Origin of the sequence: Lentzea sp. NPDC004782, from assembly GCF_040609115.1 — a bacterium.
Lineage (GTDB): Bacteria > Actinomycetota > Actinomycetes > Mycobacteriales > Pseudonocardiaceae > Lentzea.
The window spans coordinates 42,277-67,280 of the sequence record NZ_JBEXJN010000005.1 but is presented as its reverse complement, the minus strand read 5'-3'; the positions used below and the strand labels follow the sequence as shown (position 1 = coordinate 67,280).

Genomic DNA, 25,004 nt, shown 5'->3' with positions numbered 1-25,004 from the left:
CAACTAGCAACCCGCGCTGAGGCTACTAGCGAACTACTATTTCGCCCCACAGGCGAGCTTCAAAAAGATCAACTAATCGGCCCTGCGGACTGCGTGAATTGATCGACACTAGTAGCCGATTGGCTGCGGCAATGGTTGCTCGCTAGTACGACGCTAGTAGCCAGTCCGTGCGTCAACACGGTCGCCTGTAAAGATCAACATGGGCTACGGCGAAAAAATCTTGAAAAATCTTACCAAGGCCGGTCCAGTGGGCGGTTCTGGGCGCGGCCAGGAGTCGCCGAACCAGCTACTGCGGGTCGCAGGTTTGGTGAACTCTCTGAGCTCTTTCGAGGTGGGAGCAACGCGGGCTGTCGTGATGCAAAGAAATTTGACGAGGCGTGTCCAAAGCGGGGTCGAAATACGGAGTTAAGAGGCGTCAGAACGTACGGCACCCACCTCGTCAGAGGAGACCCGCGATGACCCCGACATACGGCAACGGCTCACCGGGAGACAGCTCCCAGGAGCACGGCCCAACCGTCCCGATCCCGCTCCACCAGAGGCGGCGAACATCACGTCTGCGCGCCCTGCGCCTCACGCTGCGCCATCCGCGTCCGGCCCGGCCGAGCACCGTCTGGCCGTGCGCTCAGGACGACCTCCGTGAAGGCACCGGACTGCTCGCCAACTGGCTGCTGACGGCGATCATCAAGATCGTCACCACCTATACCCAGCCCGGCCAACGGGTGCTCCTGCTCGACCCCGCGCCCTACCTCGCGCCGCCCGCGTCGTGGTCACCAACAGAGAGCCGCAACCAGTTCCGGCCCGGGCCGTATGCCGGACTGCACGAAGCGGGCTGGACCGTGGTCCGACTCGGCCGCGGCGTCCACACCCAGACCGCTGTCGCACACCCCGACCCGCTCGACGAACCCGTCGGCACCGCGGCAGCCGAGTCCGAGTCTGGACCCCGACCGAACGCCGACAGTCCGACCGCCGACCAGCCCGCCGGGCCGTCGACGCACTGCCGGACCGGATCCGGTCCGACTGCAACCGGCGTCGGTCCGGACCGCTACGACCTCGTCGTCACCGCGGCCGACCCGCGCACCCTCGACTGGTTCCGCCCCGCCGACTGGGCCGGCCTGCTGACCCCGACCGGCACCCTCGCAGTCATCACTCACGGTGACCGTTCCTGTGACCGGCTCACCGACCCCGCCGGCTCGCTGGTGCGCGCCGCGCACCGCACCGGACTGCGCTACCTCGATCGCATCGCACTGCTGCGCGTCCCCGTTCGCGACGGAGCGCTCGCTGCCGCGACCCCGGCCCCACACCCCCGACCGCAGGGACCCGCGCGACCGTTCGCGACGCCCGCTCGGCACACCCAGGTGCATGACGACCTCCTGGTGTTCGCCCGCCAGCCGGCCCTGACCGACGCCGCCGACGGTGAGGAGACCTCCGATGACTGACCGTCCCACGTCGCCCTGGCCGCTGCCCCAGCCGCCGGGGGAGGAGCCGCCGATGCCGCCGCTGTCGGTCTGGCCGACCGGCCAGCGTGACCCGCTCGCGCAACTGCGCGACGCCGGCTGCGTGCCCGGCACCGAGACCGACACCGAGCGGATTCCGCCCGCCGTCGCCGCCCACGCGATCGCCCTCTACACCCGTCCCGGCGACCTCGTCCTCGACCCCGACTGCGGCGCGGGCACCGCCCTCGTCGAGGCGCTGCGCGCCGGCCGCCATGCGCTCGGACTGACCGTGCGCAACCGGTGGTGGACGCTCGCTCGCGCCAACGTCACCGCCGCCAAGACCGCGGGCGCCTGGCGCGACGGCTCGGTCCTCGACGCCCGGCCGAAAGTACTCGCGACCGTCCGGGCGGCCGGACTGATCGGACGAGTCGGACTCGTCCTGACCACCCCGCGCACCGCGGACCGCGCGAGCAGTCCGGACCGCGACCCGGTCGAGTCCGCCCTCACCGACCTCGCCACGACCCTGCTCTACTGCGAGCCGCTGCTGCGCTCCGGCGGTCACGTCGCCGTCATCGCGCGACCTCTCCGGCACCCGGACGGCTCGCTGGCTGATCTGACCACCCCGCTCATCGCCGCCGCCACCGCTGCAGGGCTGGCGCCGGTCGAACGGTGCATCGCACTGACCGCCGGCCTGCGCGGCAGCCGACTGGTCACCCGAGCCTCACTCGCCGAACGCCGCGCCGCCGCCCAAGCACGCGCAGCCGGTGCGCCGACCGCGCTCACCGCGCATCACGAGGTGCTCGTTTTCCAACTCGCCCACGACGCCGAACTTGCCGCCGCGACGGCAGCCGGCATCCCGTGGCCGAACGAGGACGACGTCATCCGGCCCGCCGTCAACGGCGTCACCTACCCCGGCTGGAGGCGAGCGGCATGACCACCCGCCTGCACTGCCGCGAGTGCGGCTGGCACCCCGAGTTCCGCCGCAAGCGCGCCTCCCGCCATCAATGCCTCGGCGCACCGGTGGCCGAGATCCGTCCACCGTGGTGGTCCCGCATGTGGACAAGTCTGTGGACAACGCGGTCGGGCGACTCCGCTGGCGACACCGAAGTCGGCGTGGGCGACCGGACCGGTGACGGCGAACTGGTCGACGCTTGCGGCAACCGGATCCAGTGGGCTGCGCTCGCCGCGCATCACGCCGAGACCACTCGCCGCGCCCGCGCCGCGATGGTCGACATCGTCCGAGCCGGCTACCAGATCGGGCCGCCGCCCTACGGCTACCGCGCCCTGCGCATCCGGGTCACCGACCCGACCGGCCATAGCAAGCTGCGGGCGGTCCTCGTCCCGGACTGGCATACCGCCGCGGTCGTCAAGCAGATCTTCATCTGGCGCGCCGACCACGGCCTGAAGTTCGCCGTCATCGCCGCGCGACTCAACAGCGACCCTGGGCAATACCCGGCTCCCGTGCCCAACACGCGGTGGACCGCCCAGGCCGTCCGGCGGATCGTCGCCAACGTCAAGTACACCGGGCGCCAGGTCTGGGCGCGCACCATCGCCGGCCGCCCAGCACCGGTGGAGCAATGGGTCACCTCGGCGCCGAAGGCGCACGAGCCACTGGTCGACGAACGCACCTTCCACCAAGCGCAGCCCAAGCGCGTGGCCGGGGGAGGTGGCCATGACAGTGGTGTGTGACTGCTTCCCCTCACATCTCGGAGAGAAGGCCGACCTCACATTTGGCTCGCTCTGCACGGGATACGGCGGCCTGGACCTCGGCGTGGCGGCCGCGCTTGGCGGCGGTCGACTGCTGTGGGTGGCAGATCCGGACCCACACGTGAGCAAGGTCCTTTCCACTCGTATGCCGGACGTTCCCAACCTCGGCGACATCACCACCATCGACTGGGAACAGGTTGAGCCCGTTGATGTTCTCACCGCCGGATTCCCATGCCAGGACATCAGCGCCGCCGGCCGTCGAGTCGGCATCAGGAAAGGAACCCGAAGTGGAATCTGGCACCAGGTCGTCACAGCCGTTCGCCGTCTACGACCGAGGCTCCTCGTCGTGGAGAACGTCGCTGCCCTCCGCTGGCGCCGCGGCGGCCTCGACATCGTTCTCGGCGACTTGGCCGAAGTCGGGTATGACGCGCGGTGGTCAAGCGTTCGAGCGTCCGACATCGGCGCTCCCCACCGACGCGAGCGGGTGTTTCTGCTCGCCTACCCAGCCGGGACCGTCTTCTCCACGCAACCGGTCACGGAAGAAGGCAACCCCGACGGCAGCCCGGCCGAGCCGGAATCTGTGCGAGTCCGTCAGGCTGCTCCCGACACCGCAAGCACGGGACGACACACGCGGCGGATCCTCGCCGGAGTCCCGTCTGGCAGGCGGACACCAGGTGAACCTCACCGACACCGTGACGACCTTCCTGCCGACACCGGCGAGCAGCAACCCCAACGACGGCGAGGACCCCTCCGGTTGGTTGCAGCGGCAGGCTCGCCACCGTGCGCGGGGCATCAACGGCAACGGAATGGGCATGCCCCTGTCGATCGCAGTAAGGCTGCTGCCGACGCCACGAGCGAGCGACACGGGCACATCCGGCAGGAGAGCCGGAGCAGGTTTCCGTCCGCCCTTGTCCCAGGAGGTTCTCCCGTTGTTCCCCACGCCGCTCGAACCGTAGACGCTCATCAGGCCAAGTCCGAGACTGAGCACGTCAACTGGGGCCCGTATGCGCCAGCGATCCGGCGGTGGGAACTCGCCCGTGGCATAGCGGTCCCGCATCCGACGGAACCTGGCACCAGGGGCCGTCCCCGCCTGTCACCGCGATTCGTCGAATGGATCATGGGCCTCGACCCAGGCTGGGTGACCGCCGTCGAAATACCTCGGGCCGCACAGCTGAGAGCACTAGGCAACGGCGTCGTTCCTCAACAGGCCGAGTTCGCCGTCCGACTCATGCTGTCCGACCTCCTGCGTCTCGACATGCACGATGACGAGGCTCAAGCTGCATGAGACGTCCACCAAACCCTGAATTCGGACGTCACCGGCTCGCCGGAGAATCGCTCGCCCCCGGCTCGTCGGTGAGCGAGATCTCACGCGGAGGTACGACCCCGTACAGCTCGTCCGGCGTGCACTTCAGCGCGGTACATAGCGCTTGCAGGGTCTCGGTCTTCATCTGGACCGGCTGGTTGTTCATCAGCGCGGAGATCGACGGCAGGGACAGGGCGAAGTTGGCGTGTCGGGCGAGAAGTTCCTGCAGCTCCGTGCCTTTCCACACGTCGCGGGAGGCCATTACCTGCCTAAGCCGCCACCGAAGCTGCACCGCCATGCCTTCCCGCGCTCGCCCGTCACCGGCGCCTGTCTGAGCGCCTGGTCGCCGCTCAGTCTCCCGTATGGGTGCCAGGAATCCGACGGACCTCGCGGAGTGTTCCGGCCACTGCGACTAGTCAACACGGGAAGCGCCTCATCTTCTTAAGTTGCATGTGTGAAAATTAGGCATTACCTTAGTTTGATGGCAGACGATTGCCGCCACTCCGAGCCGGCGCGGTCGACACTCGCAGCCGTGCAGTCCTCGGTACGGCCCGGAGCCGCCGTGGCCTGCGTCGCCGAAGGGAGCAAAGCCATGAGCCGAACCGTCAGTTCTGGGCCGACACGTGTGCGGCTCGCCTTCTACGGACGTACCAACCACACCGGTGAGAAAGCCGGGGCGGACATGTCCCGCCAGTACCTCGCCTGCAATGCAATAGCGGCCGAGCTCGGCGCGATGACCCAGTGGTTCTACGACGCCCCACATGCCCTCGACGGCAGCTTCTGTCTCAGCGTCCGCGACGTCGAGTCCCGGCTCGGCGCAGCACGCGGCGACTGCCGGGCGCTCGCTGTCAGCGTTGCCGATCCGGAGCGCGAGTTCGACGCGGTCGTCTGTGCTGCGCCCGATCGACTTCCACGGCAGCCGCGCATGCGGGATCCACTTCTGCGCGCGGCGAGCATGACCAACGTGCCCTTCGTGTTCGCTGACGACGATCTGTCTCTGGCTCGGCAACTTGCGTCCAACGCCCTGGTCTTCTATCGACTCGGGCTCAGCTGTCCCGAATGGCCGGCGCTTCGATGACCCCCACGAACGACCGCTTTCCCGAACCAGTTGCTGACCCGGAGATGCGGCTGGACATTCGCATTGCCGAAGGCGCCGAAGCCGAACGGCTCCGGCTCGAACAGGCCCAGGTACTGATGGAGGTGACGCAATGGCTGGCCCGGAGGCGATCCGAGACTGGCTCAACCAACAGGGCAGCCTGAGTGCCCACGCGGGCCCGTACCGCCCCGGCTGGCGCGGCTTCGAGTCGGCTTTGGTCACAGCCGCGCCCGCCCTGATCCCCGTAGCGTTTCTCGGACGCACCTCCACCGACGACCAGCAGGACCCCGTCGGATCATTGCTACGCCAGCTGCGCATCTCGCAGGAAGCGCTGCCTGAGGGCTGCGTCATCGTCGCGCACTTCTACGACGTCGAGTCAGGTCGCAAGGATCTCAACGCACGGGGCCGGGGCGACCGTCATGAACGGCTCGCCATCCCCATTCCGCGCGACGGCGGCATCCACGATCTGCTCACTGAGGCGGCCAGTCCTGACCGGCGCTTCCAAGCAGTCATCTGCGAACAGATCGACCGCATCGCCCGCCGGACGTACTACGGCACACAGATCGAGCACCAACTCCAGTCAGCCAACGTCGGACTGTGGGCAGCCGACGAACCCATCCGGCTCGACACCGACATGCTCATCGACCCGACCACGGTTCTCACCCGGCGGGTGAAGCAGGGCATCGCTGAGTGGTACGCGCTGGACATGATCAAGCGCGCTCGCGACGGGTTCGAGACCCACACCGACCAGGGCTACAACGTCGGCAAAGCGTGCTACGGCTACCGCAACGTCCAGGTGCGCCTCGACAAGCCGGACCCCGGCAACGGGGCCGTCGACCATGCGGTTCGGAACCGTCAGGGCAACCGGGGTAAAGGGCGAAACGGCCCGCGGACGAAGAGCAAGCTGGTCGTCGAGCCGATCGAGGCTGCTGTCGTCCGCAGGATCTACGACTGGCGGATCACTGAACGGCTCGGCTACGAGGCGATTGCGGACCGGCTCAACCTCGACCTCTCGACCAACCCGCCGCCCACGCCGCCGGATCCCGAACGAGCGGTAGGTCGATGGACGGGGAGCAGCGTCCGGGAGCTCCTGAACCAGCCCAAGTACACCGGCTACATGGTCTGGAACCGGCGGGCGATGAAGACGCGCAACGGCAGCCCCAACCCGATGGAGAAGTGGGTCTGGTCCGAGGCGCCCACCCACGAAAAGATCATCGAACTGGAGGACTTCATCGCGGCCCAGCAGGTCGTCCAGCGACGCGAGCGGTCCCGCACTCAGGCGGGCGCGAACCCCCATCCGCAGACGAAGCGCACGTACCGGCTGCGGTCCTACCTGTTCTGTGAACTGTGCCACCGCCGGATGTTCGGCAAGAGTCGGCACGAGACCGCCTACTACGCCTGCGCGGCGAAAAGGGGCTACGTCCCCGAGGGGCATCCGAACAGTCTCTGGGTTCGTGAAGACGCGCTGCTATGCGGCCTGAATGACTTCCTCAGCCACCACGTGTTCGGGCTGTACAGGCAAGAGTTGCTGGCGTCCGCCATGCGAGACCTTGACGCGCGATCGGAGCAAGAACGAAACGATCGAATCGCGGCCATCAAGAAATCCATCGCGGATCTGGATGCGAGGAAGAAGCGACTGGTCCGCACCCTTGAGGTCACCGGTGACGACGACGGTGAGCCCGACCAGGAACTCATCCAGGACATCAAGAACCGGCGTGCCGAGATCAAGGCCGAACGTGCCGAACTCGCCGCCGAGTTGACGACGCTTGAGGAGCAGGCCAACGACCAGCAGAACCCCGATCTGCTTCGTCTCCTGCCGGTCGGCAGGAGCGATCTCGAAGAACTGCCGGAGGCACTCGCTCGCAAGTTGTTCGAGGCGCTCCGGCTGGAGGTGCACTACAACAAGATCGACAACACTGCTGTTTGCAGGATCACGCTGAGCGGCGAGACCCTCCCGGCGGTCCAGCAGGCTGTGCAGGCGAGCGGGGTAGTGATCCCGTTCAAGAAGCCGACGCGCGAAGCCAAGACCAGCTCAAACAAAAAGGACGAGCCGTCAAACGGCTCGTCCTCACTGTTCCCATCTGCTGTGTGCCCCCGGCAGGATTCGAACCTGCGCACCCGCCTCCGGAGGGCGGTGCTCTATCCCCTGAGCTACGGGGGCGCTACCAACACGGAAGATCCTAGCGCACTCTGGCGAGCTGGTTTCACACCCACCCCCTCGAACCGGTGAAGCGTGGTCTCCGTCACCTCCACGCGGGCGCCGGGAATAGCCCGAATTGCACTCATGCGCATATCGCTATATGTTCCGAGCATGGGTCACGGGCACGGGCACGGATCGGCGTCAGCGGGCGGGCGGCATGCCGGCAAGCTGTGGGTCGCGTTCGGCATCGGCGCGGTCTTCATGGTGGTCGAGTTCGTCGTGGGGTTCGCGACGTCCTCGCTCGCGCTGATCTCGGATGCCGCGCACATGCTCACGGACGTGCTGGGTGTGGGCATGGCGTTGGCGGCGATCATGGTTGCCAGGCGGGCCAGGGCCGGGCGGAACCGGACGTTCGGGTTCTACCGGGCCGAGGTGCTGGCGGCGCTCGCCAACGCGGTGTTGCTGTTCGGGGTTGCCGGTTACGTGATCTACGAGGCGGTTGGCCGGTTCCAGGATCCGCCCGCGGTGCCGGGGTGGCCGGTGTTGATCGCGGCCGGGCTGGGGCTGGTGGCCAACCTCGTGAGCTTCGCCGTGCTCAGGGAGGGCGCGAAGGACAGCATCAACGTCAAGGGTGCGTACCTGGAGGTGCTGGCGGACCTCGTCGGGTCGGTCGGGGTGCTCATCTCGGCCCTGATCACGCTCACGACGGGCTGGAAGTACGCGGACCCGATCATGGGTGTGCTGATCGGCGTGTGGGTGTTGCCGCGGACGTACGGGCTCGCCAGGAACGCGTTGCACATCCTGTTCCAGCACGCGCCGGAGCGGTTGGACGTCACCGAGATGCAGAAGGCTTTGACGGAGCTGCCCGGGGTGACCGAGGCGCACGACCTGCACGTGTGGACGTTGACCAGCGGGATGGAGGTGGCTTCGGCCCACCTCGCGACCTCGAAGGACGCCGATCACGAAGCCGTGCTCAAGGCGGCGCAGTCGTTGCTGGCGACCAGGTACCACATCGAGCACGCCACGCTGCAGGTCGAGGGCGGCTCGTCAGCGCAGCGGTGCCGGGAGCTGTCGTGGTGAGGCGGGCAGGTCGCGGAAGCCGTCCTTGGTGGACGGGGCGCCTGTTCGTGACGGAAGGGGATCGCGGGGTTGTGGCACGATGACCCGGACGCGGCCTCGTTCGAACGGCACCACAACGGCCTCCCCAGTCTGCACCGCATGAATTGCCAAGATCTCATCGGAGTATGTCTGAAAGGGAAAGATCCTTTCAGGTGAACGGGAAAGGCCGCGCTCCGTGACGGAACGCGGCCTTTCCGGGTCAAACGAGATCAGTTGGTCGCTACAGACCAGTGCACTGTCCTGCCTTCGGACCCTTCACTTCGTTCGGGAAGCCGTTGTTCGACGGCTCCGGGGTGTTGCCGGTGCAGGAGAGCGGGCCGCCGACGGTCGAGAACGCCACCACCGACCTGGTCTTGTTCGACGTCAGTGACACAGGGCCACCGACAGAGGTGTTCTCGACGGCGACCTCGGTGGCCGAACCGTTGACCGTCACCGGGCCGCCCACGGTGGTGCCCACGAGCACCACGGAAGCCGCGTCGGAGGCCGACAGCGGGCCCTTGATCTCGCCGCCGAAGACGTACAGCGTGGCACCTCGGGTGACCGTGACCGGGCCGTTGATCGTGGCACCGTCCACATAAGTCACGCCCTTGACCTGCAGCGGGCCGTTGACGGTACCGGTCACCGTGGTGGTGGGGACCGGCAGCGGCTTCGACAGCAGCTCGAACTCCGCCAGCGCGACGTCCTCGGAGAACTCCAGGCGGTAGAAGTTGTAGCGGCCCGGCGAAGCGATCTTGAACGACCGGGTGTACTGCTGCCACTGGAAGTTCTCGCCGGAACGCTTGTCGACCGTCGCCCAGGTCTTGCCGTCGTAGGAGGCCTTCAGCTCCCACGACGAGGGCGACTTGCCGGTCTTCGCGTTGGTCAGCGTGTAGAACTCCGCCTTCTCCTTCGCGTCGGCCGCCTTGAAGTCGAACGAACGGACCACCGCGGAGGTCGCGGAGTTGTTGTCCACCAAAGCAGCCGTGCCCACACCAGCCGAAACGTCCCGCAGCGGCGTCGGAACCGCGTCACCGGTGGTGATCGAGTCCGGCACGTCCGAAGCGCCCGTGCCCCACGCGGAAGGCGTAGGGCCCATGTCGAAGTCGATCGTCGCGCCGGCCGCGAGCACGTCGTGCGGCAGCGACGTCTTGTTCCACGCCTTGCCGTTGACCTTCACGCCCTGCACGTAGATGTTCTTCGCGCTGTTCTTCGGCGCGTTGATCACCAGCTTCTTGCCGTTCTCCAGCGCCACGGTCGCCTTCTTGAACAGCGGCGAACCGATCGCGTAGGCCGGCTTGCCCATCTGCAGCGGGTAGAAGCCCAGCGACGAGAACAGGTACCACGCCGACATCTCGCCGTTGTCCTCGTCACCGGCGTAGCCCTGGCCCTGCTCGGAACCGATGTACAGGCGCGACAGGATCTCCCGCACCTTCTCCGCGGTGCCGGACGGCTTGCCCGCGTAGTTGTACATGTAGGCGATGTGGTGCGACGGCTGGTTGGAGTGGCCGTACTGGCCCATCCGCACGTCCCGCGCCTCGACCATCTCGTGGATCACGCCGCCGTAGCCGCCGGGGAACTTGGTGGTCTCCGGCAACGAGAAGAACTGGTCGAGCTTCTGGGCGAGCTTGTCCCGCCCGCCGTACAGGTTCGCGAGACCCTGTCCGTCGTGCGGCACCGTGAACGCCATGTTCCAGCCGTTCGTCTCGGTGTAGTCGTAACGCCATTCCTGCGGGTTGTACTTCGCGGGGTCGGCGACGCGCCACGAACCATCGGTGTTGCGGCCCTGGAAGAAGCCGATCCGCTGGTCGAACGTCAGCACGTAGTTCTGGGCGCGGTTGAGGAAGTACTCGTACTCCTCGGCGTAGCGCTGCTCGCCCGTCCTCTCGTGCAGCGCCTTCGCCATCGACGCGATGCCGAAGTCGTTGAGGTAGCCCTCGATCGCCCACGACCAGGCCTCGGAGTCCATCTGGTCGTGCCCGGTGTAGCCGAGGAACACCGACCGTTCCATGCCCTTGCGGCCGACCGCGCTGTTCGGCGGCACCACGGAGGCGTTCTTCACGGCGGCGTCGTAGGCGGACTTGATGTCGAAGTTGCTGACGCCCTTGAGGTACGCGTCCGCGAACGCCACGTCGGAGCTCGTGCCGGTCATCAGGTCGGCGTAGCCGGGGGAGGACCACCGCGACACCCAGCCGCCCTGCCGGTACTGCTCGACGAAGCCGTCAGCCATCTCGCCCGCCTGCGACGGCGTGAACAGCGAGTACGCGGGCCAGGTGGTCCGGTAGGTGTCCCAGAAGCCGTTGTTGACGTAGATCTTGCCGTCCACGACCTTCGCACCGGTCTGCGTCGGCGTGTTCTGACCGGCCGGCGGCGACACCGGGGACGCGTACTTCGTCTTGTCGCCTACCTTCTCGAAGCCCGAGTTCGGGTACAGGTAGAGCCGGTACATGTTGGAGTACAACGTGATCAGCTGCTCTTCGGACGCGCCCTCGACGGTGATGATGCCGAAGATCTTGTCCCAGGCGGCCTGCGCGCGGTCGCGCACCGCGTCGAAGGAGTCCGCCGGCTTGATCTCCTGGTCGAGGTTCGACTTCGCCTGGTCGACCGAGATCAACGAGGTGGCGATCCGCAGCTCGACGGTCTTGTCGCCGAACGAGAAGTAACCGCCGACGTTGTCCCGGCCCGCCCCGGTGAGCTTGCCGCTCGCCGTCACCGGCTTGTCGACCTTGCCGTAGACGAACAACCGGGTCGTGCCCGCCGACCCGAGCCGCACGTCCGAGAAGCCGGTGACGACACCGTTCGCGGCGTCCAGCGTGAGACCGCCGGAGTTGTTCACGTTGTCGAACACCAGGTTCTTCTGCCCCTGGTCGGTGAACGTGAACCGGAACACCGCCGCGTGGTCGGTCGGCGCGATCTCGGTCTTCATGCCGTTCTCGAAGGTCACGCCGTAGTAGTGCGCCTTCGCGATCTCGTTGTCGTGCTTGAACGCGAGCGCACGCGCGGCGCGGTCCTGCGTCGGTGCCTTGTCCGACGGCATGACCTGGAAGGTCTGGCGGTCACCCATCCACGGGCTGGGCTCGTGGGAGGCGGTGAACGCCTGCAGCGCCGGCAGGTTCTGCGCGTTGTTGCGCTGCTGGTACTCGTACAGCCAGCTCTGCGAACCCGCGTTGGTCATCGGGGTCCAGAAGTTGAAGCCGTGCGGCACCGCGGTCGCCGGGAAGTTGTTGCCGCGCGAGAACGAGCCGTTCGAGTTCGTGCCGCGCGTGGTCAGCACGTAGTCGGAAGGCTTCGAGTACTGCTTCTTCACGACGTCACCGATGCGGATGTCGTCGTACCAGGCACCGAACTCCGTGGGGCCCTTGGGACCGTCGTACGCGACCAGGATCCGCTTGATCGTCTTGCCGGCCGCGACCGCGCCGATCGTGGACGCCACCTTGTTCCACTGGTTGGCGTACAGGAACTTGCCCGCGCCCTGGCCCTGCGGGGACAGCACCGCGCCGTGCTGGTCGACCGCGTTGAGGTCGCTCAGGTAGGTGCCGTCGGAGAACGCGAGGTCCACCGCGGAGTACGTGCTCGGGTAGTCGAGGTTGTCGTTGACCCAGTCCGGGAAGATCATGTACGACAGCTCGGTCTGCGGTTCGACCTTGACGTCGACGTCGAAAACCTTGTTGTAGCTGTACGCCCGGCCCTCGGTCGTGTGCTTGCCCTGGGCGCGGAACGACTTCACGCCGGTCCAGCCGACCTTCGACTTGGCGGTGTAGCCGCCGGAAGGTCCGCTGCCGACGAGGCTGCGCATGTTCGGCGTCGGCTGGTTCGCAGAGCCGTCGGAGAGCTCGACCTCGGAGATCTGCACGATGTCCGTGCCGTGGTTCGCCGTGACGTCGAGCTTGTAGTACCGGTACGACGCCGGCGAGGCGACGTCGTAGACCTTGGTCTGGAACCGCTCGGCGAAGCTCTCGCCCGTGCGGGTGTCGACGACGGTCCAGTTCGTGCCGTCGTTCGAGCCCTGCAGCGTCCAGTCCTTCGGGTCGCGCTCCGGCTCGTCGTTCGCCGACGAGAGCGAGTACTTCTTGATCGTCTGAGGGCTGCTCTGGAAGTCGAACGTGATCCAGCCGGTGGAGGCGAAGACCAGCCACTTGGTGTTGACGTTGCCGTCGTTGATCTTGTCGACGCCCTCGCCGGAGGCGTCGTTGTCCCCGTTGGCCGCGACCACCGCCTTGTCGGCGACGTTGCCCGGAAGGCCAGGACCGCTCGACCCGATCACGCCGGCCGACTTCGGCTTGCCGGTCGCGTCGGTCTCGACCGTGCTCACCCACGACGGTTGCGGTTGACCGTCCTCAAAGGACGACGAAAAGCCCACGCCTGACTCCTCCGGTGCCGCGGCCGCGTTGCCGCCGGTAACGCCGCACACCAGTGTCGCAGTGATCGCAACGCTCAACAGAGTCGTGGTTCGTCTCTTCCCCAGTTGCCTCATTGCAACCCTTCCGCCGCCTTGCCTGCCCCGTTCGCGAGGGAGCGTTTCTGCACGTGACATCGTTGTCAAGGGACCGGGCAGAACTTGTCTGCGAACCTGTCCTCTCAACAGTTGCGCGCAGAGACCGCAGTTCAAGATCTAGACTCGGTCGGTGACCGACCGCAAGCCGCCAGAGGTGGGTACACCAGCGGGCATGCGCGTGCTCAACCAACGCGCTGTGTTGGGTCGGTTGCGCCGTCTGGGTGCCGCCACCCGGCCGCAGATCGCGAAGGACACCGGGCTGTCCAAGCCGACGGTCGGGCAGGCGCTCGTCGATCTCGAACGGCACGGCCTGGTGCGCCCGATCGGCCGCACGACCGCCGGGCCCGGCCGCTCGGCCGTGGTCTACGAACCGAATCCGCTCGCGGGGTACGTGCTGGGTGTCGACATCGGGCGGGAACGGATCCGGGCCGCGGTGGCCGATCTGGGCGGGTCCGTGGTGGCTCGGGTGGACGAGCGCAACCGCAGCCGGTCGGTGTCTTCCCTGGTCCGCACCGTGACGGAGCTGGCGTCGCGCACCGTTGCCGACGCCGGGATCGCGTTGACCGACGTCGTGGTGAAGGTGATCGGCAGTCCCGGGGTGATCGACCAGCGCTCGCGGGTCGTGCGGCACGCGCCCAACCTGCCGGGCTGGGAGTCCGCCGGTGTGCTCGACGGGCTGGAGTCGTCGCTCGGTCCCGTGGTGGTCGTGGAGAACGACGCCAACCTGGCCGCGTTCGGCGAACACGTCTACGGGGCGGCGAAGGACGCGCGGGTGTTCGTGTGCGTGACCGTCGGAACCGGTGTCGGCATGGGGATCTGCGTGGACGGCGTGCTGTTCCGCGGTGCGCACGGGGCGGCGGGCGAGGTCGGGTTCCTGCCGTTCGGGAAGTCCTCTTCGGACGTCCAACGTGGACAGTTCGAACAGGCCGCGGCCGCGGAGTCCGTGGTGGCGCTGGCTCGTGAACGCGGGCTGGCGGCGCGCACGGCCCGCGAGGTGTTCAGCGCCGCGCGGTCCGGTGACGCGCAGGCCGTCGAGGTCGTCGGGCTGGAGGCCGAACGGCTGGCGTTCCTCGTCGCGTCCGTGGCCGCGGTGATCGACCCCGAGCTGGTCGTGCTGGGCGGTGGCGTCGGCTCGAACGTCGACTTGCTGCTCGCGCCGGTGGAAGCCGCGCTGCGCACGATGACGCCGCTGGCGCCCCGGATCGTGGCGGGGTCGCTCGGTGACGGTGCGGTGCTCTCCGGGGCCATCGCGATGGGCCTCGAAGCCGCGCGTGAATTGGTCTTTGAAGTTACTCTCTGAGAGTAGTCGAGTGGCCCTCACCTGGTAATTCACTCAATTGTCGTAGCTGTTAACGGCGTTCTGTGGCTTAGCGTTACCGGAACCTCCACCTGGAGGGTGTTGTGTCCTTCCGTTGCAAGGGGAGTCGGTAGGGGGATGCGGGGGACGTAGCCCCCTACCGGCCGTGCACTGGGCAGGTGCCGCGCCCGCACCATCAGCCTGCCCAGTGCAGTAACGGCTCTTACCGCGGCGTCGGCCGGTGCACGTTCGTCGCCGTCGACTCCCGATGCGTCGAGTCCGCGATCCACCGACCGGGGATGGACGCGTCCAGCACGCCCTCCTCCAGCCACGTGTAGTTGCCGTCCAGCACCTGCTTGGCCAGCAGCACGTCGCTGTCGTCGGTGTTCTTCCACAGCTTCTCGAACAGCTCGTCGACCCGGATCCGCGCCTGCTTGGCGAACGCGTCCGCGAGCAGCTCGGCGTTGGGGTTGGGGTCCTGCGCGGCCCGCACGCACGCGGCGCTGATCGCGAACAGCTCGGCGCCGATGTCGACGATCCGGCTGAGGAACCGCTGCTTGCGCTCCATCTTCCCCTGCCACCGCGACATGGCGTAGAACGTCTGCCGCGCGAGCTTGCGCGCCGACCGTTCGACGAACCGCAGGTGCCTCGCGAGCGGCCCGAACTCCGTGTACCCGGCCGGGCTCTGGCCCTTGCCGACCACCAGCGTGGGCAGCCACTTCGCGTAGAACCCGCCCGCCTTGGCCGCCGCCTTCATCTTCGCCTGCCGGTCGGCGTCGGGGTCGATGATGTCGCCGGCGACGCTGAGGTGCGCGTCGACGGCCTCGCGGGCGATCAGCAGGTGCATGATCTCGGTGGAGCCCTCGAAGATGCGGTTGATGCGCAGGTCGCGCAGCATCTGCTCGGCCGCGATGCCGCGTTCGCCGCGCGCCGCCTGCGACTCTGCCGTCTCGTAGCCGCGGCCGCCGCGGATCTGGACCAGCTCGTCGGCCACCAGCCACGCCTTCTCGGACGCGTAGAGCTTGGCCAGCGCGGCCTCGATGCGGATGTCGTGGCTGCCGGCGTCCGCGAGCTCGGAACTGAGGTCCAGCACGGCTTCCAGCGCGTACGCCGTCGCCGCGATGTAGGCGATCTTGCCGGCGATGGCCTCGTGCTTGCCGACCGGAAGACCCCACTGGATGCGCTCGTTCGACCACTCGCGGGCGATCTTCAAACACCACTTGGCCGAGCCCGCGCACAGTGCGGGCAGGCTCAGCCGACCGGTGTTCAGGGTGGCCAGCGCGATCTTGAGCCCCGCGCCCTCCTTGCCGATCACGTTCTTCTTCGGCACGCGGACGTTGTGGAACCTCGTTACGCCGTTTTCGAGGCCCCGCAGGCCCATGAACGCGTTGCGGTTCTCGACGGTGATGCCCTCGGCGTCCGCTTCGACCACGAACGCGGTGATGCCCTTGTTCGGCACCTGCGCCATGACGACCAGAAGGTCGGCCACGACACCGTTGGTGGTCCACAACTTCACGCCGTTGAGCACGTAGTCGTCGCCGTCGGGGATGGCGACGGTGCCGAGGCGGGCCGGGTCCGATCCGACGTCCGGTTCGGTGAGCAGGAACGCGGTGATCTCGCCCTTGGCGCACCGGGGCAGGAACTCCTGCTTCTGCTCGGGACTGCCGAACATCGCGATCGGCTGCGGCACGCCGATCGACTGGTGCGCGCTCAGCATCGCGCCGATCGCGGGACTGGCCGAGCCGACCAGCATCAGCGCCTTGTTGTAGTAGACCTGCGTCAGGCCGATGCCGCCGTACTCCGGCTTGATCTTCATGCCGAACGCGCCGAGGTCCTTCAGGCCCTTCAGCACGTCGTCGGGGATCTGGGCGTCCCGTTCGATGACGGTGTTGTCGATGTGGGACTCGGTGAACTCGCGCAGCTTCGCGAGGAAGGCCTCGCCGCGCTCCCGGTCCTCGGCCGTGCCACTCGGATGCGGGTGGATGAGGTCGATGCGGAAGTGACCGAGGAAGAGCTCCTTGCCGAAGCTCGGTCGCTGCCAGCGGGTTTCCCGTGCTTGTTCGGCGACCTGCCTGGCCGCGCGCTCGTCGACGGTCATGGTTACCTCCGAGTAGGGGTGTGACCCACGTTACTCAGCGGTAGGCGGATGTCCACCGGCTCGGGGGGTGAAACAGATGAACGGCGCATTCGTTCACCTCAGGTGGACAAATGCGCCGTTCATCGAGGAAGTACCGGGCTACGGCAGCGGGGCGGCTCCGCGCTTGGCCAGGTAGTCCTTCATCAGCTCGGTCTCGGCGGCCTGCGACTTCAGCATGTTGTCCGCCAGCGTCCGGACGAACGGCTGGCCGGCGTGCGTGGCCGCGTACTCGGCCATCGGCGCTCCGCCCAGGTGGTGGCGGAGCATCAGCTGCAGGAAGTAGACGTCGAGCTCGCGTCCGGTCAGCGTCCGCAGCTTGGCCAGCTCGTCGGTCACGGCCATGCCGGGCATCAGCGGCTTGCCGGCCTCCGGCGTGGTGGCGCCGTGGCCGTGCACGCCCGCGTCGTTCATCCACGCCATGTAGACGCCCGACACGTTCTGCTCGTGCTCGTTCCACATCATCAGCCACCCCTTCATCCGCCCGACCTGTTCGAGCTGGGTGGAGGCGATGTCGAACGCCAGCTGCCTGACCTCCGGATCGGTGGAGCGATCGCGGGCGATGTTGGCCATCTGGATGCCCTGCAGGTGGTGCTGGGCCATGTCCTGGCAGAAGCCGACGTCCACGGAACCGGACGCCGGCACCGCGGAGGACGACGAACCCGGCAGCTTCACGAGCAGGCCCACCGCCGCGCCCAGCAGGAGCACGGCGAGCACGGCGGCACCGATCACGAGGGCGCGGGCGACCCCGGAGGGACGCCCGGACACCTCGGTCTCTTCGGCGGGAGCGGTCATCAGCTCGACGGCGGCGTCGAGGGCGCGCCCGACGACGGAGGCGTGCTCATGTTCGGCTTGTTCTCGGTGTTCGACTCGTCCTTGCCGCCGGTCATCGGCACGGCGTCGGGGCCCGGCTTCTCGGCCACGAACGGCGCCGGGTTCGACTGGAACTGCGGGTTCTCGCAGGACGCGCCGACCTCGGGGTAGGTGTTCGGGTTGCGCAGCAGCGACGAGATGAACTGGTCGATGCGCTCGTCGTCGGCCTTCTCGACCTTCAGCTGGTGGCCCCAGGACTGCAGCGAGATCGGCTTGTCGAGGCCGGGGTACGGCGACATCATCGTGTACGGGACGCCCTCGACCTTGGTCTTGAGCTTCGCGAGCGCGTCGTCCTTGACCTGGTCGGGGTTGTAGGCGATCCAGATGGCGCCGTGCTCGAGGCCGTGGACCATGTTCTCGGTGCGGACGGCCTTGTCGTAGACGACGCCGGTGCAGTCGGCCCACTGGCCGTCGTGCGGACCGCCGAAGGGCGGGCTCTGGTCGTAGGCGACGCGCTGGGTCGGCTCGACGTGGCGGGAGCCCTTGTACTCCTTGATCACGATGCCCGCGAGCTGCGTCGACGGGTCCTTGTTCGTGTCGGAGGGCTTCCACTTGGCCAGGGCGGCCTCTTTGACGTTGTTCGCGTGGATCTGCGAGTACGCGTATCCGAACACGCCGCCGGCCAGGCCGAGAACGGCGATCACCGCGATGATCGTTCCCCACGGCTTCGGCTTGCTCGCCACCACCGAGGAACGGGCGGCCGCCACGCTGCTGCGTGTGGCCTTCGTCTTCTTGCCGCTTACCATGTCCGCCTCAGATGTCGTCCTGGTCAACCGGGCGTCAGTGTAGGGACTTCGTGTCTGGTCGCTGTCAGCGCGTAGCGATACCACGTGGTCGTTAACACTTGCCGTCTCACCCTCCGAGACCCGGTAACCCGGTCGAGACCTGCGACAACGCTTCTCTAGACTCATGCGTCGTGACCCCCGAAGCGCTCGCCGATCTCGTTCGGACCGCGGTTGCCCAGTTGCTGGCCGACCGGGGCCTGGACGCCACCTCGCTGCCCGCGCAGGTGACGGTCGAGCGACCCAGGAACCCCGAGCACGGCGACTACGCCACGAACATCGCGCTCCAGCTCGCCAAGAAGGCCGGCGTCGCGCCGCGCGACCTCGCCACGTGGCTCGCCGAGGTCCTGCGGAGCCAGAAAGCCATCGCGAAGGCCGACGTCGCGGGACCGGGCTTCATCAACCTGACCATCGCCACCGAAGCGCGGGGCGCGATCGTCGAGGACGCGCTGGAGGACGGCTACGGCACGGGCACCGAGCTGGCCGGCAAGAAGATCAACCTGGAGTTCGTCTCCGCGAACCCGACCGGCCCCATCCACCTGGGCGGCGCGCGCTGGGCGGCCGTCGGCGACGCGCTCGGCCGAGTCCTCGAAGCCCGTGGTGCCGAGGTCACGCGGGAGTACTACTTCAACGACGCGGGCGCGCAGATCGACAGGTTCGTCCGGTCGCTGATCGCCGCCGCGAAGGGCGAACCGGCTCCCGAGGACGGCTACGCGGGCACCTACGTGAGCGACATCGCGGCCGAGGTGCTGCGCCGCGAGCCGGGTGCGCTCTCCGACCCCGAAACGGTGCGCAAGGTCGGCGTCGGGCTCATGTTCGACGAGATCAAGCGCAGCCTGCACGAGTTCGGCACCGACTTCGACGTCTACTTCCACGAGGACTCGCTGCACCAGGACGGCCGCGTCGCCGAGGCCGTCGAGCGGATCAAGGCCAACGGGGCGCTGTACGAGAAGGACGGCGCCTGGTGGCTGCGGTCCACCGACTACGGCGACGACAAGGACCGAGTCGTCATCAAGAGCGACGGCGCCCCGGCCTACATCGCCGGTGACATCGCGTACTTCCTCGACAAGCGGGCCCGCGGGGCCGACCTCTGCATCTACATGCTCGGCGCGGACCACCACGGCTACGTCAGCCGGCTCAAGGCCGCCGCGGCGGCCCTGGGCGACGACCCGGCGACCGTCGAGGTGCTGATCGGCCAGCTCGTGAACCTCGTCAGCGGCGGTCAGCCGGTGCGGATGAGCAAGCGCGCCGGCGCCGTCATCACGATGGAGGACCTGGTCGACGCGGTCGGGGTGGACGCGGCGCGTTACGCCATGATCCGCTCGTCCGTCGACTCGTCCCTGGACATCGACCTCGACCTGCTGCGCAAGCACAGCAACGACAACCCGGTCTACTACGTGCAGTACGCGCACGCGCGCACGTCGTCGATCCTGCGCAACGCCGCCGACCTCGGCATCACCCCAGGAGAGGACTTCGCGCTGCTCACCCACGAGCGCGAGGGCGACCTCATCCGCACCATCGGCGAGTTCCCGCGCGTGGTGGCCACCGCCGCCGAACTGAGGGAACCGCACCGCGTGGCTCGCTATCTGGAAGAGCTCGCGGGCACGTACCACCGCTTCCAGCAGGACTGCCGCGTGCTGCCACGCGGTGACGAGGAGACGACTCCGTTGCACCAGGTCAGGCTTCAGCTCGTGAACGCCACGAGGCGTGTCTTCGCCGCAGGTCTCGGCCTGCTCGGCGTGGCCGCCCCGGAGCGCATGTGATGCGCGCGCACCCGGCCGGACCCCGGCACGCCGACGTTCTCGTTCCCGGCAACACCGCCGGTGACCGCCCTTCGAGCGCCGAGCAGCTCGACCACCTGGACGCGCACGTGTGGCCCCGCAACGCCAAGCGCAACGCCGACGGCGTCGTGGAGTTCGCGGGTGTGGACGTGCGCGGGCTCGCCGAGCAGTACGGCACCCCGTTGTTCGTCATGGACGAGCAGGACTTCCGCGCGCGCTGCCGTGAGCACGCCGAGGCGTTCGGCGACCCGACGCTCGTGCACTACGCCTCCAAGGCGTTCCTGAGCGTCCAGATCGCGAAGTGGGTGGCCGAAGAGGGCCTCTCGATCGACGTCTGCAGCGGCGGCGAGCTCGCCATCGCGCTGCGGGCGGACTTCCCCGCCGAGCGCATCGCGTTGCACGGCAACAACAAGAGCGTGCCCGAACTGATCGCGGCCGTGGAGGCGGGTGTCGGCGGGATCGTGGTCGACTCGTTCCACGAGATCGCGCGCCTGGACGCGATCGCGCGTGAACGCGGTGTGGTGCAGGCGGTGCTGATCCGCGTGACGGTCGGCGTCGAGGCGCACACCCACGAGTTCATCGCGACCGCCCACGAGGACCAGAAGTTCGGCTTCTCGCTGTCCTCCGGCGACGCGGCCGAGGCCGTGCGGCGCGTGCTCAAGGCGTCCGGGCTCAAGCTCGTCGGCCTGCACAGCCACATCGGTTCGCAGATCTTCGACGCGTCCGGCTTCGAGGTCGCCGCGCGCCGCGTCATCGGCCTGCTCGCGGACATCCGCTCCGAGCACGGCGAGATCGACTCGCTGACCGTCGTCGACCTCGGTGGTGGTCTCGGCATCGCGTACACGCCGGACGACGACCCGCCCCCGCCCGCCGAGCTGGCGCGGCAGCTGCACAACATCGTGCAGAAGGAGTGCGAGCACAACGGGCTGGAGATGCCTCGCATCGCGGTCGAGCCGGGCCGGGCGATCGTCGGCCCCGGCACGGTCACGGTGTACGAGGTCGGCACCATCAAGGACGTCGAGCTGGACGGTGGTGCGCGCCGCCGGTACGTCAGCGTCGACGGCGGCATGAGCGACAACATCCGCACGGCGCTCTACGACGCGGTCTACGACTGCAAGCTCGTCTCACGCGCCGCCGAGCCCGAGTCGCGGGCCGTGCTGTGCCGCGTGGTGGGCAAGCACTGCGAGGCCGGTGACATCGTGGTTCGCGACTGCTGGCTGCCCGACGACCTCGCGCCGGGAGACCTGGTGGCGATCGCTGCGACCGGGGCCTACTGCTACTCGATGGCGAGCGGGTACAACCGACTTCCACGGCCCGCGCTCGCCGCGGTGACCGGTGGAGAGGCGCGGCTGCTGCTGCGCCGGGAGACCGAGGACGATCTGTTCCGTCTGGAGGTATGAGAGCCGTGAAACCGATTCGGGTCGCCTTGCTGGGTTGCGGCACGGTGGGCACGGAGGTAGTCCGGCTGCTGACGGACCAGGCCGAGGACCTCACCCAGCGCATCGGCGCGCCGGTTGAGCTCGCGGGCATCGCCGTGCGCAGGCCGAACAAACATCGCGAGGTGCCGGAACACCTGCTCACCACGGACGCCGCCGCACTCGTCGCGTCCGACGACGTGGACGTGGTCGTCGAGGTCATCGGCGGCATCGAGCCGACGCGCGGGCTGCTGCTGGACGGGCTGAAGGCCGGCAAGTCCGTCGTCACCGCGAACAAGGCGCTGCTCGCCGAGCACGGCTCCGACCTGTTCGAGGCCGCCGACTCGTCCGGCGCCGACCTCTACTTCGAGGCGGCCGTCGCCGGTGCGATCCCGTTGCTGCGCCCGTTGCGGGAATCCCTTGCGGGAGACCGGATCACGCGCGTCATGGGCATCGTCAACGGCACGACGAACTTCATCCTGTCCGCGATGGACGCCACCGGCGCGGGCTACGGCGAGACGCTCGAGGAAGCCTCGCGGCTCGGTTACGCCGAGGCCGACCCGACCGCCGACGTCGACGGGTTCGACGCCGCGTCGAAGGCCGCGATCCTCGCCTCCCTCGCGTTCCACACGCGGGTGACGGCCGCGGACGTGTACCGCGAGGGCATCCGCCAGGTCAGCGCGGCGGACATCGCGGCGGCCAAGGGCCTCGGCCGCACGGTGAAGCTGCTCGCGATCTGCGAGCGGGTCGTCTCGCCGTCCGGCCAGGAGTCAGTCACCGTTCGAGTGCACCCGGCCATGATCCCCAGGACGCATCCGCTGGCTTCGGTCAACGGCGCGTTCAACGCGGTGTTCGTCGAGGCCGACGCGGCGGGGGAGATGATGTTCTACGGGCAGGGTGCCGGTGGCGCGCCGACGGCGAGCGCGGTGCTCGGCGACCTGGTCGCCGTGGCGCGCAACAAGGTCGTGAGCGGACGTGGTCCGCGCGAGTCGGCCTACGCCGCGCTTCCCGTGCAGCCCATGGGGAACACGCCGACGCGCTACCACATCAGCCTCGACGTGGCGGACAAGGCCGGTGTCCTCTCGCAGGTCGCCGCGGTGTTCGCCGAGCACGACGTGAGCATCGCCGCGGTGCGCCAGGAAGGCCGCACCGAGGACGCCAGCTTGGTGATCGTCACGCACGCGGCGACGGACGCCGCGCTGCGGTCCACTGTGGACAAAATCGGTGGCCTCCCCGTGGTGCGGGACGTCGTCAGCGTGATGAGGGTGGAGGGCGAAGAATGAGCGGCGCTGTGAAGCCGGGCTGGCCCGGGCTCATCCGCGCGTACCGCGACCGGATCGAGATCCCGGAGGGCGCGGAGATCGTGACGCTGCACGAGGGTGGCACGCCCCTGGTGCACGCCAAGCGGATCTCCGCGATGACCGGTTCCGACGTGTACGTGAAGGTCGAGGGCGCGAACCCGACCGGTTCGTTCAAGGACCGCGGCATGACGGTCGCCATGACGTACGCGCTCGCGTCCGGCATCAAGGCGGTCATCTGCGCCTCCACCGGCAACACCTCCGCGTCCGCCGCGGCCTACGCGGCCAAGGCCGGTCTGACCGCCGCCGTGCTGGTGCCCAGCGGCAAGATCGCCATGGGCAAGCTCGCGCAGGCCGTCATGCACGGCGCGAAGATCCTGCAGATCGACGGCAACTTCGACGACTGCCTGGAGCTGGCGTCGAAGACCGCCGCCGAGTACCCGGTGACCTTGGTGAACTCGGTCAACCCGGTGCGGCTGATCGGCCAGCGGACCGCGGCGTGGGAGATCTGCGACGTGCTCGGCCAGGCGCCGGACTTCCACTGCCTGCCGGTCGGCAACGCTGGCAACATCACCGCGTACTGGCAGGGCTACCAGGCGTACGAGCAGGGCCTGCCGAAGATGTACGGCTTCCAGGCCGCGGGCGCGGCGCCGCTGGTGTCCGGCGTGCCGGTGGCGAACCCGGAGACCATCGCGACCGCGATCCGGGTCGGCAGCCCGGCGTCGTGGACCGGTGCCATCACCGCCCGCGACGAGTCCGGTGGCCTGATCGACGCGGTCACCGACGACCAGATCCTGGCGGCGTACCGGTTGCTCGCGGGCAGCGAGGGCATCTTCGTGGAGCCCGCGTCGGCCGCGTCCATCGCCGGTCTGCTGATGACCGCCGAGGACGGGCGGCTGCCTCGCGGGTCCACGGTTGTGTGCACCGTCACGGGCCACGGTCTGAAGGACCCCGACACCGCGTTGCTCGGCGTCACCGAGGTCGAGCCGGTCCCGGTCGACCCCGGCGCGGTCGCGCACGCGTTGGAGCTCGCGTGAGGTTCCTGGTCTCCGTTCCCGCGTCGACCGCGAACCTCGGTTCCGGGTTCGACGCGCTGGGCATGGCGCTCGGCCTGTACGACGAGATCGAGGTCGCCGTTGCGGACGGTCTTTCGATCACTGTGGACGGCGCCGGATCGGGTGATGTCCCGCTCGACGAGAGCCATCTCGTCGTGCGGGCCGTCCGCGCCGCCGGGTACACCGGTGGGCTCGCCCTGAAATGCCGCAACGTCATTCCGCACGCACGTGGACTGGGCTCGTCGGCCGCCGCGATCGTGGCGGGTGTCGCAGCCGGATTCACCCTGACGGGTCGCGAGTTGGACACGGACGCGTTGCAAATCGCTGCTGAATTCGAAGGTCACGCGGACAACGCGGCGGCGTCTTTGTTCGGCGGCGTTGTCGTTGCGTGGTCCGAAGGAGAGCGGTATCGGGCGGTCCGGATGGAGCCCGACGCACGGGTGCGCCCGGTCGTGCTGATCCCGTCCCAGGAGTCGTCCACCAAGACCACGCGCGGTCTGCTTCCGGCCGAAGTGCCGCACGCGGACGCCGCGCACGCCGCGGGACGGGCTGCCCTGGCGGTGCACGCGCTGACGTCGGATCCGTCGGTTCTCCTTGCCGCTACTGAGGATCGCCTCCACCAGAACTACCGCGAGCCCGCGTGGCCCGACACCGTTCGGGTGATCAACGATCTTCGCAAGCTCGGTGTTCCCGCGTGCGTGTCCGGAGCGGGACCCACCGTGATCGCGTTCGGCGACCTGCCGGACGAGGTCGACGTCCACGGCTTCGACGTGCGGAGACTCGACGTCGACACCGCCGGCGTGCGTGTTCGTCCATTGGACTGACACGCCCGACCCCGGTTGTTGCACAGCGGGAGACCGGCGTCTACCCTCGGGGGCGATCAGTCACCGCGCGCACGGGCGCCGGTGTCGCGCCCGGACACTCGTTCCGGGTCGCAATCCTTTTGTGTTCCGGCCCTGTGCCGTGCGGGCGGGGCGGACGCAAGAGAGGCACCCGATCGCCGTGTGACCTGAGAAAAGTCCCGTGCCTGCCGGAAGCGGTGTGTGCTTCCGTCTGCATCGGACTTGACCGTCGTTCCCCAGTTGACGCGGGAAGGCGGG

19 protein-coding genes, 1 tRNA gene and 1 pseudogene are annotated in these 25,004 nt (G+C 68.3%); 14 read left to right on the top strand and 7 right to left on the bottom strand.

Annotation, left to right across the window (positions count from 1 at the left end):
- The first annotated feature begins 455 nt into the window (after nucleotides 1–455).
- The 4 genes from ABZV40_RS06475 to dcm are packed head-to-tail and all read left to right on the top strand — an operon-like array spanning nucleotide 456 to nucleotide 4,425.
- Nucleotides 456–1,436 carry a hypothetical protein gene (locus tag ABZV40_RS06475; RefSeq protein WP_355436777.1) on the top strand — a complete coding sequence of 327 codons (981 nt, stop codon included), beginning with the start codon at nucleotides 456–458 and terminating at the stop codon, nucleotides 1,434–1,436.
- The gene (locus ABZV40_RS06470) at nucleotides 1,429–2,367 is read left to right on the top strand and encodes a DNA methyltransferase (RefSeq protein WP_355436774.1); all 939 of its coding nucleotides are present in this window, start codon (nucleotides 1,429–1,431) and stop codon (nucleotides 2,365–2,367) included. The genes ABZV40_RS06475 and ABZV40_RS06470 overlap by 8 nt, the downstream gene beginning before the upstream one ends.
- On the top strand, nucleotides 2,364–3,122 hold the full coding sequence (locus ABZV40_RS06465; protein ID WP_355436771.1) for a recombinase family protein: 759 nt from the start codon (nucleotides 2,364–2,366) through the stop codon (nucleotides 3,120–3,122). Before ABZV40_RS06470 ends, ABZV40_RS06465 begins: the two co-directional genes overlap by 4 nt.
- Complete coding sequence (gene dcm / locus ABZV40_RS06460) at nucleotides 3,106–4,425, top strand: DNA (cytosine-5-)-methyltransferase (protein WP_355436768.1); 1,320 nt, start codon at nucleotides 3,106–3,108, stop codon at nucleotides 4,423–4,425. Before ABZV40_RS06465 ends, dcm begins: the two co-directional genes overlap by 17 nt.
- A gap of 28 nt (nucleotides 4,426–4,453) precedes the next feature.
- On the opposite strand, the gene ABZV40_RS06455 is transcribed toward dcm, so the two are convergent.
- On the bottom strand, nucleotides 4,454–4,741 hold the full coding sequence (locus ABZV40_RS06455) for a helix-turn-helix transcriptional regulator (protein ID WP_355436765.1): 288 nt from the start codon (nucleotides 4,739–4,741) through the stop codon (nucleotides 4,454–4,456).
- 294 nt (nucleotides 4,742–5,035) lie between these two features.
- Between ABZV40_RS06455 and ABZV40_RS06450 the strand changes: the two genes are divergently transcribed.
- The 3 genes and pseudogenes from ABZV40_RS06450 to ABZV40_RS06440 form a co-directional block, all read left to right on the top strand.
- Nucleotides 5,036–5,521: a hypothetical protein gene (locus ABZV40_RS06450; protein ID WP_355436763.1), complete on the top strand. Its 486-nt coding sequence runs from the start codon at nucleotides 5,036–5,038 to the stop codon at nucleotides 5,519–5,521.
- A complete protein-coding gene (locus tag ABZV40_RS06445; RefSeq protein WP_355436760.1) occupies nucleotides 5,503–5,703 on the top strand; it encodes a hypothetical protein in 201 nt (66 codons plus the stop codon). Before ABZV40_RS06450 ends, ABZV40_RS06445 begins: the two co-directional genes overlap by 19 nt.
- Nucleotides 5,652–6,740 (top strand): annotated as a pseudogene (locus ABZV40_RS06440) (recombinase family protein); the annotation flags it as partial. The gene ABZV40_RS06445 and the pseudogene ABZV40_RS06440, both read left to right, overlap by 52 nt.
- Nucleotides 6,741–7,007: 267 nt before the next feature.
- On the opposite strand, the gene ABZV40_RS06435 reads toward ABZV40_RS06440, so the two are convergent.
- Nucleotides 7,008–7,436, bottom strand: a complete 429-nt coding sequence (locus ABZV40_RS06435) for a hypothetical protein (protein WP_355436757.1) — start codon at nucleotides 7,434–7,436, stop codon at nucleotides 7,008–7,010.
- A 192-nt stretch (nucleotides 7,437–7,628) separates the two neighbouring features.
- Nucleotides 7,629–7,700, bottom strand: a tRNA-Arg gene (locus ABZV40_RS06430).
- Nucleotides 7,701–7,850: 150 nt separating this feature from the next.
- On the opposite strand from ABZV40_RS06430, the gene ABZV40_RS06425 reads away from it, so the two are divergent.
- Nucleotides 7,851–8,759 (top strand): cation diffusion facilitator family transporter, encoded by a 909-nt coding sequence (locus tag ABZV40_RS06425; protein WP_355436754.1) that lies wholly within the window; start codon nucleotides 7,851–7,853, stop codon nucleotides 8,757–8,759.
- Nucleotides 8,760–9,018: 259 nt separating this feature from the next.
- Here ABZV40_RS06425 and ABZV40_RS06420 read toward each other — a convergent pair whose 3' ends face one another.
- On the bottom strand, nucleotides 9,019–13,248 hold the full coding sequence (locus tag ABZV40_RS06420) for a GH92 family glycosyl hydrolase (protein WP_355436751.1): 4,230 nt from the start codon (nucleotides 13,246–13,248) through the stop codon (nucleotides 9,019–9,021).
- Between the two features lie 151 nt (nucleotides 13,249–13,399).
- Here ABZV40_RS06420 and ABZV40_RS06415 point away from each other — a divergent pair, with 151 nt between their 5' ends.
- Nucleotides 13,400–14,569 carry an ROK family transcriptional regulator gene (locus ABZV40_RS06415; RefSeq protein WP_355436748.1) on the top strand — a complete coding sequence of 390 codons (1,170 nt, stop codon included), beginning with the start codon at nucleotides 13,400–13,402 and terminating at the stop codon, nucleotides 14,567–14,569.
- A 220-nt stretch (nucleotides 14,570–14,789) separates the two neighbouring features.
- Here ABZV40_RS06415 and ABZV40_RS06410 read toward each other — a convergent pair whose 3' ends face one another.
- The 3 genes from ABZV40_RS06410 to ABZV40_RS06400 all read right to left on the bottom strand — a co-directional run bounded on the left by ABZV40_RS06410 (nucleotide 14,790) and on the right by ABZV40_RS06400 (nucleotide 18,319).
- On the bottom strand, nucleotides 14,790–16,664 hold the full coding sequence (locus ABZV40_RS06410; RefSeq protein WP_355436746.1) for an acyl-CoA dehydrogenase family protein: 1,875 nt from the start codon (nucleotides 16,662–16,664) through the stop codon (nucleotides 14,790–14,792).
- Nucleotides 16,665–16,802: 138 nt separating this feature from the next.
- Nucleotides 16,803–17,495, bottom strand: coding sequence for a DUF305 domain-containing protein (locus tag ABZV40_RS06405; protein WP_355436743.1), 693 nt, complete (start codon nucleotides 17,493–17,495; stop codon nucleotides 16,803–16,805).
- Nucleotides 17,495–18,319 carry a DUF3105 domain-containing protein gene (locus ABZV40_RS06400; RefSeq protein WP_355436740.1) on the bottom strand — a complete coding sequence of 275 codons (825 nt, stop codon included), beginning with the start codon at nucleotides 18,317–18,319 and terminating at the stop codon, nucleotides 17,495–17,497. The genes ABZV40_RS06405 and ABZV40_RS06400 overlap by 1 nt, the downstream gene beginning before the upstream one ends.
- Before the next feature lie 170 nt (nucleotides 18,320–18,489).
- Between ABZV40_RS06400 and argS the strand changes: the two genes are divergently transcribed.
- Genes argS through thrB form a run of 5 tightly spaced genes read left to right on the top strand, consistent with a single transcriptional unit; the run spans nucleotide 18,490 to nucleotide 24,728 of the window.
- A complete protein-coding gene (gene argS, locus ABZV40_RS06395; RefSeq protein ID WP_355436737.1) occupies nucleotides 18,490–20,118 on the top strand; it encodes an arginine--tRNA ligase in 1,629 nt (542 codons plus the stop codon).
- Nucleotides 20,118–21,536: a diaminopimelate decarboxylase gene (lysA, locus tag ABZV40_RS06390; RefSeq protein ID WP_355436734.1), complete on the top strand. Its 1,419-nt coding sequence runs from the start codon at nucleotides 20,118–20,120 to the stop codon at nucleotides 21,534–21,536. The genes argS and lysA overlap by 1 nt, the downstream gene beginning before the upstream one ends.
- A complete protein-coding gene (locus ABZV40_RS06385; RefSeq protein ID WP_355436732.1) occupies nucleotides 21,533–22,834 on the top strand; it encodes a homoserine dehydrogenase in 1,302 nt (433 codons plus the stop codon). The genes lysA and ABZV40_RS06385 overlap by 4 nt, the downstream gene beginning before the upstream one ends.
- Entirely contained in the window at nucleotides 22,831–23,886 is a 1,056-nt protein-coding gene (thrC, locus tag ABZV40_RS06380; protein ID WP_355436729.1) for a threonine synthase, read from the top strand. Before ABZV40_RS06385 ends, thrC begins: the two co-directional genes overlap by 4 nt.
- Nucleotides 23,883–24,728 carry a homoserine kinase gene (gene thrB / locus ABZV40_RS06375; RefSeq protein ID WP_355436727.1) on the top strand — a complete coding sequence of 282 codons (846 nt, stop codon included), beginning with the start codon at nucleotides 23,883–23,885 and terminating at the stop codon, nucleotides 24,726–24,728. Before thrC ends, thrB begins: the two co-directional genes overlap by 4 nt.
- The last annotated feature ends 276 nt before the right edge of the window (nucleotides 24,729–25,004 follow it).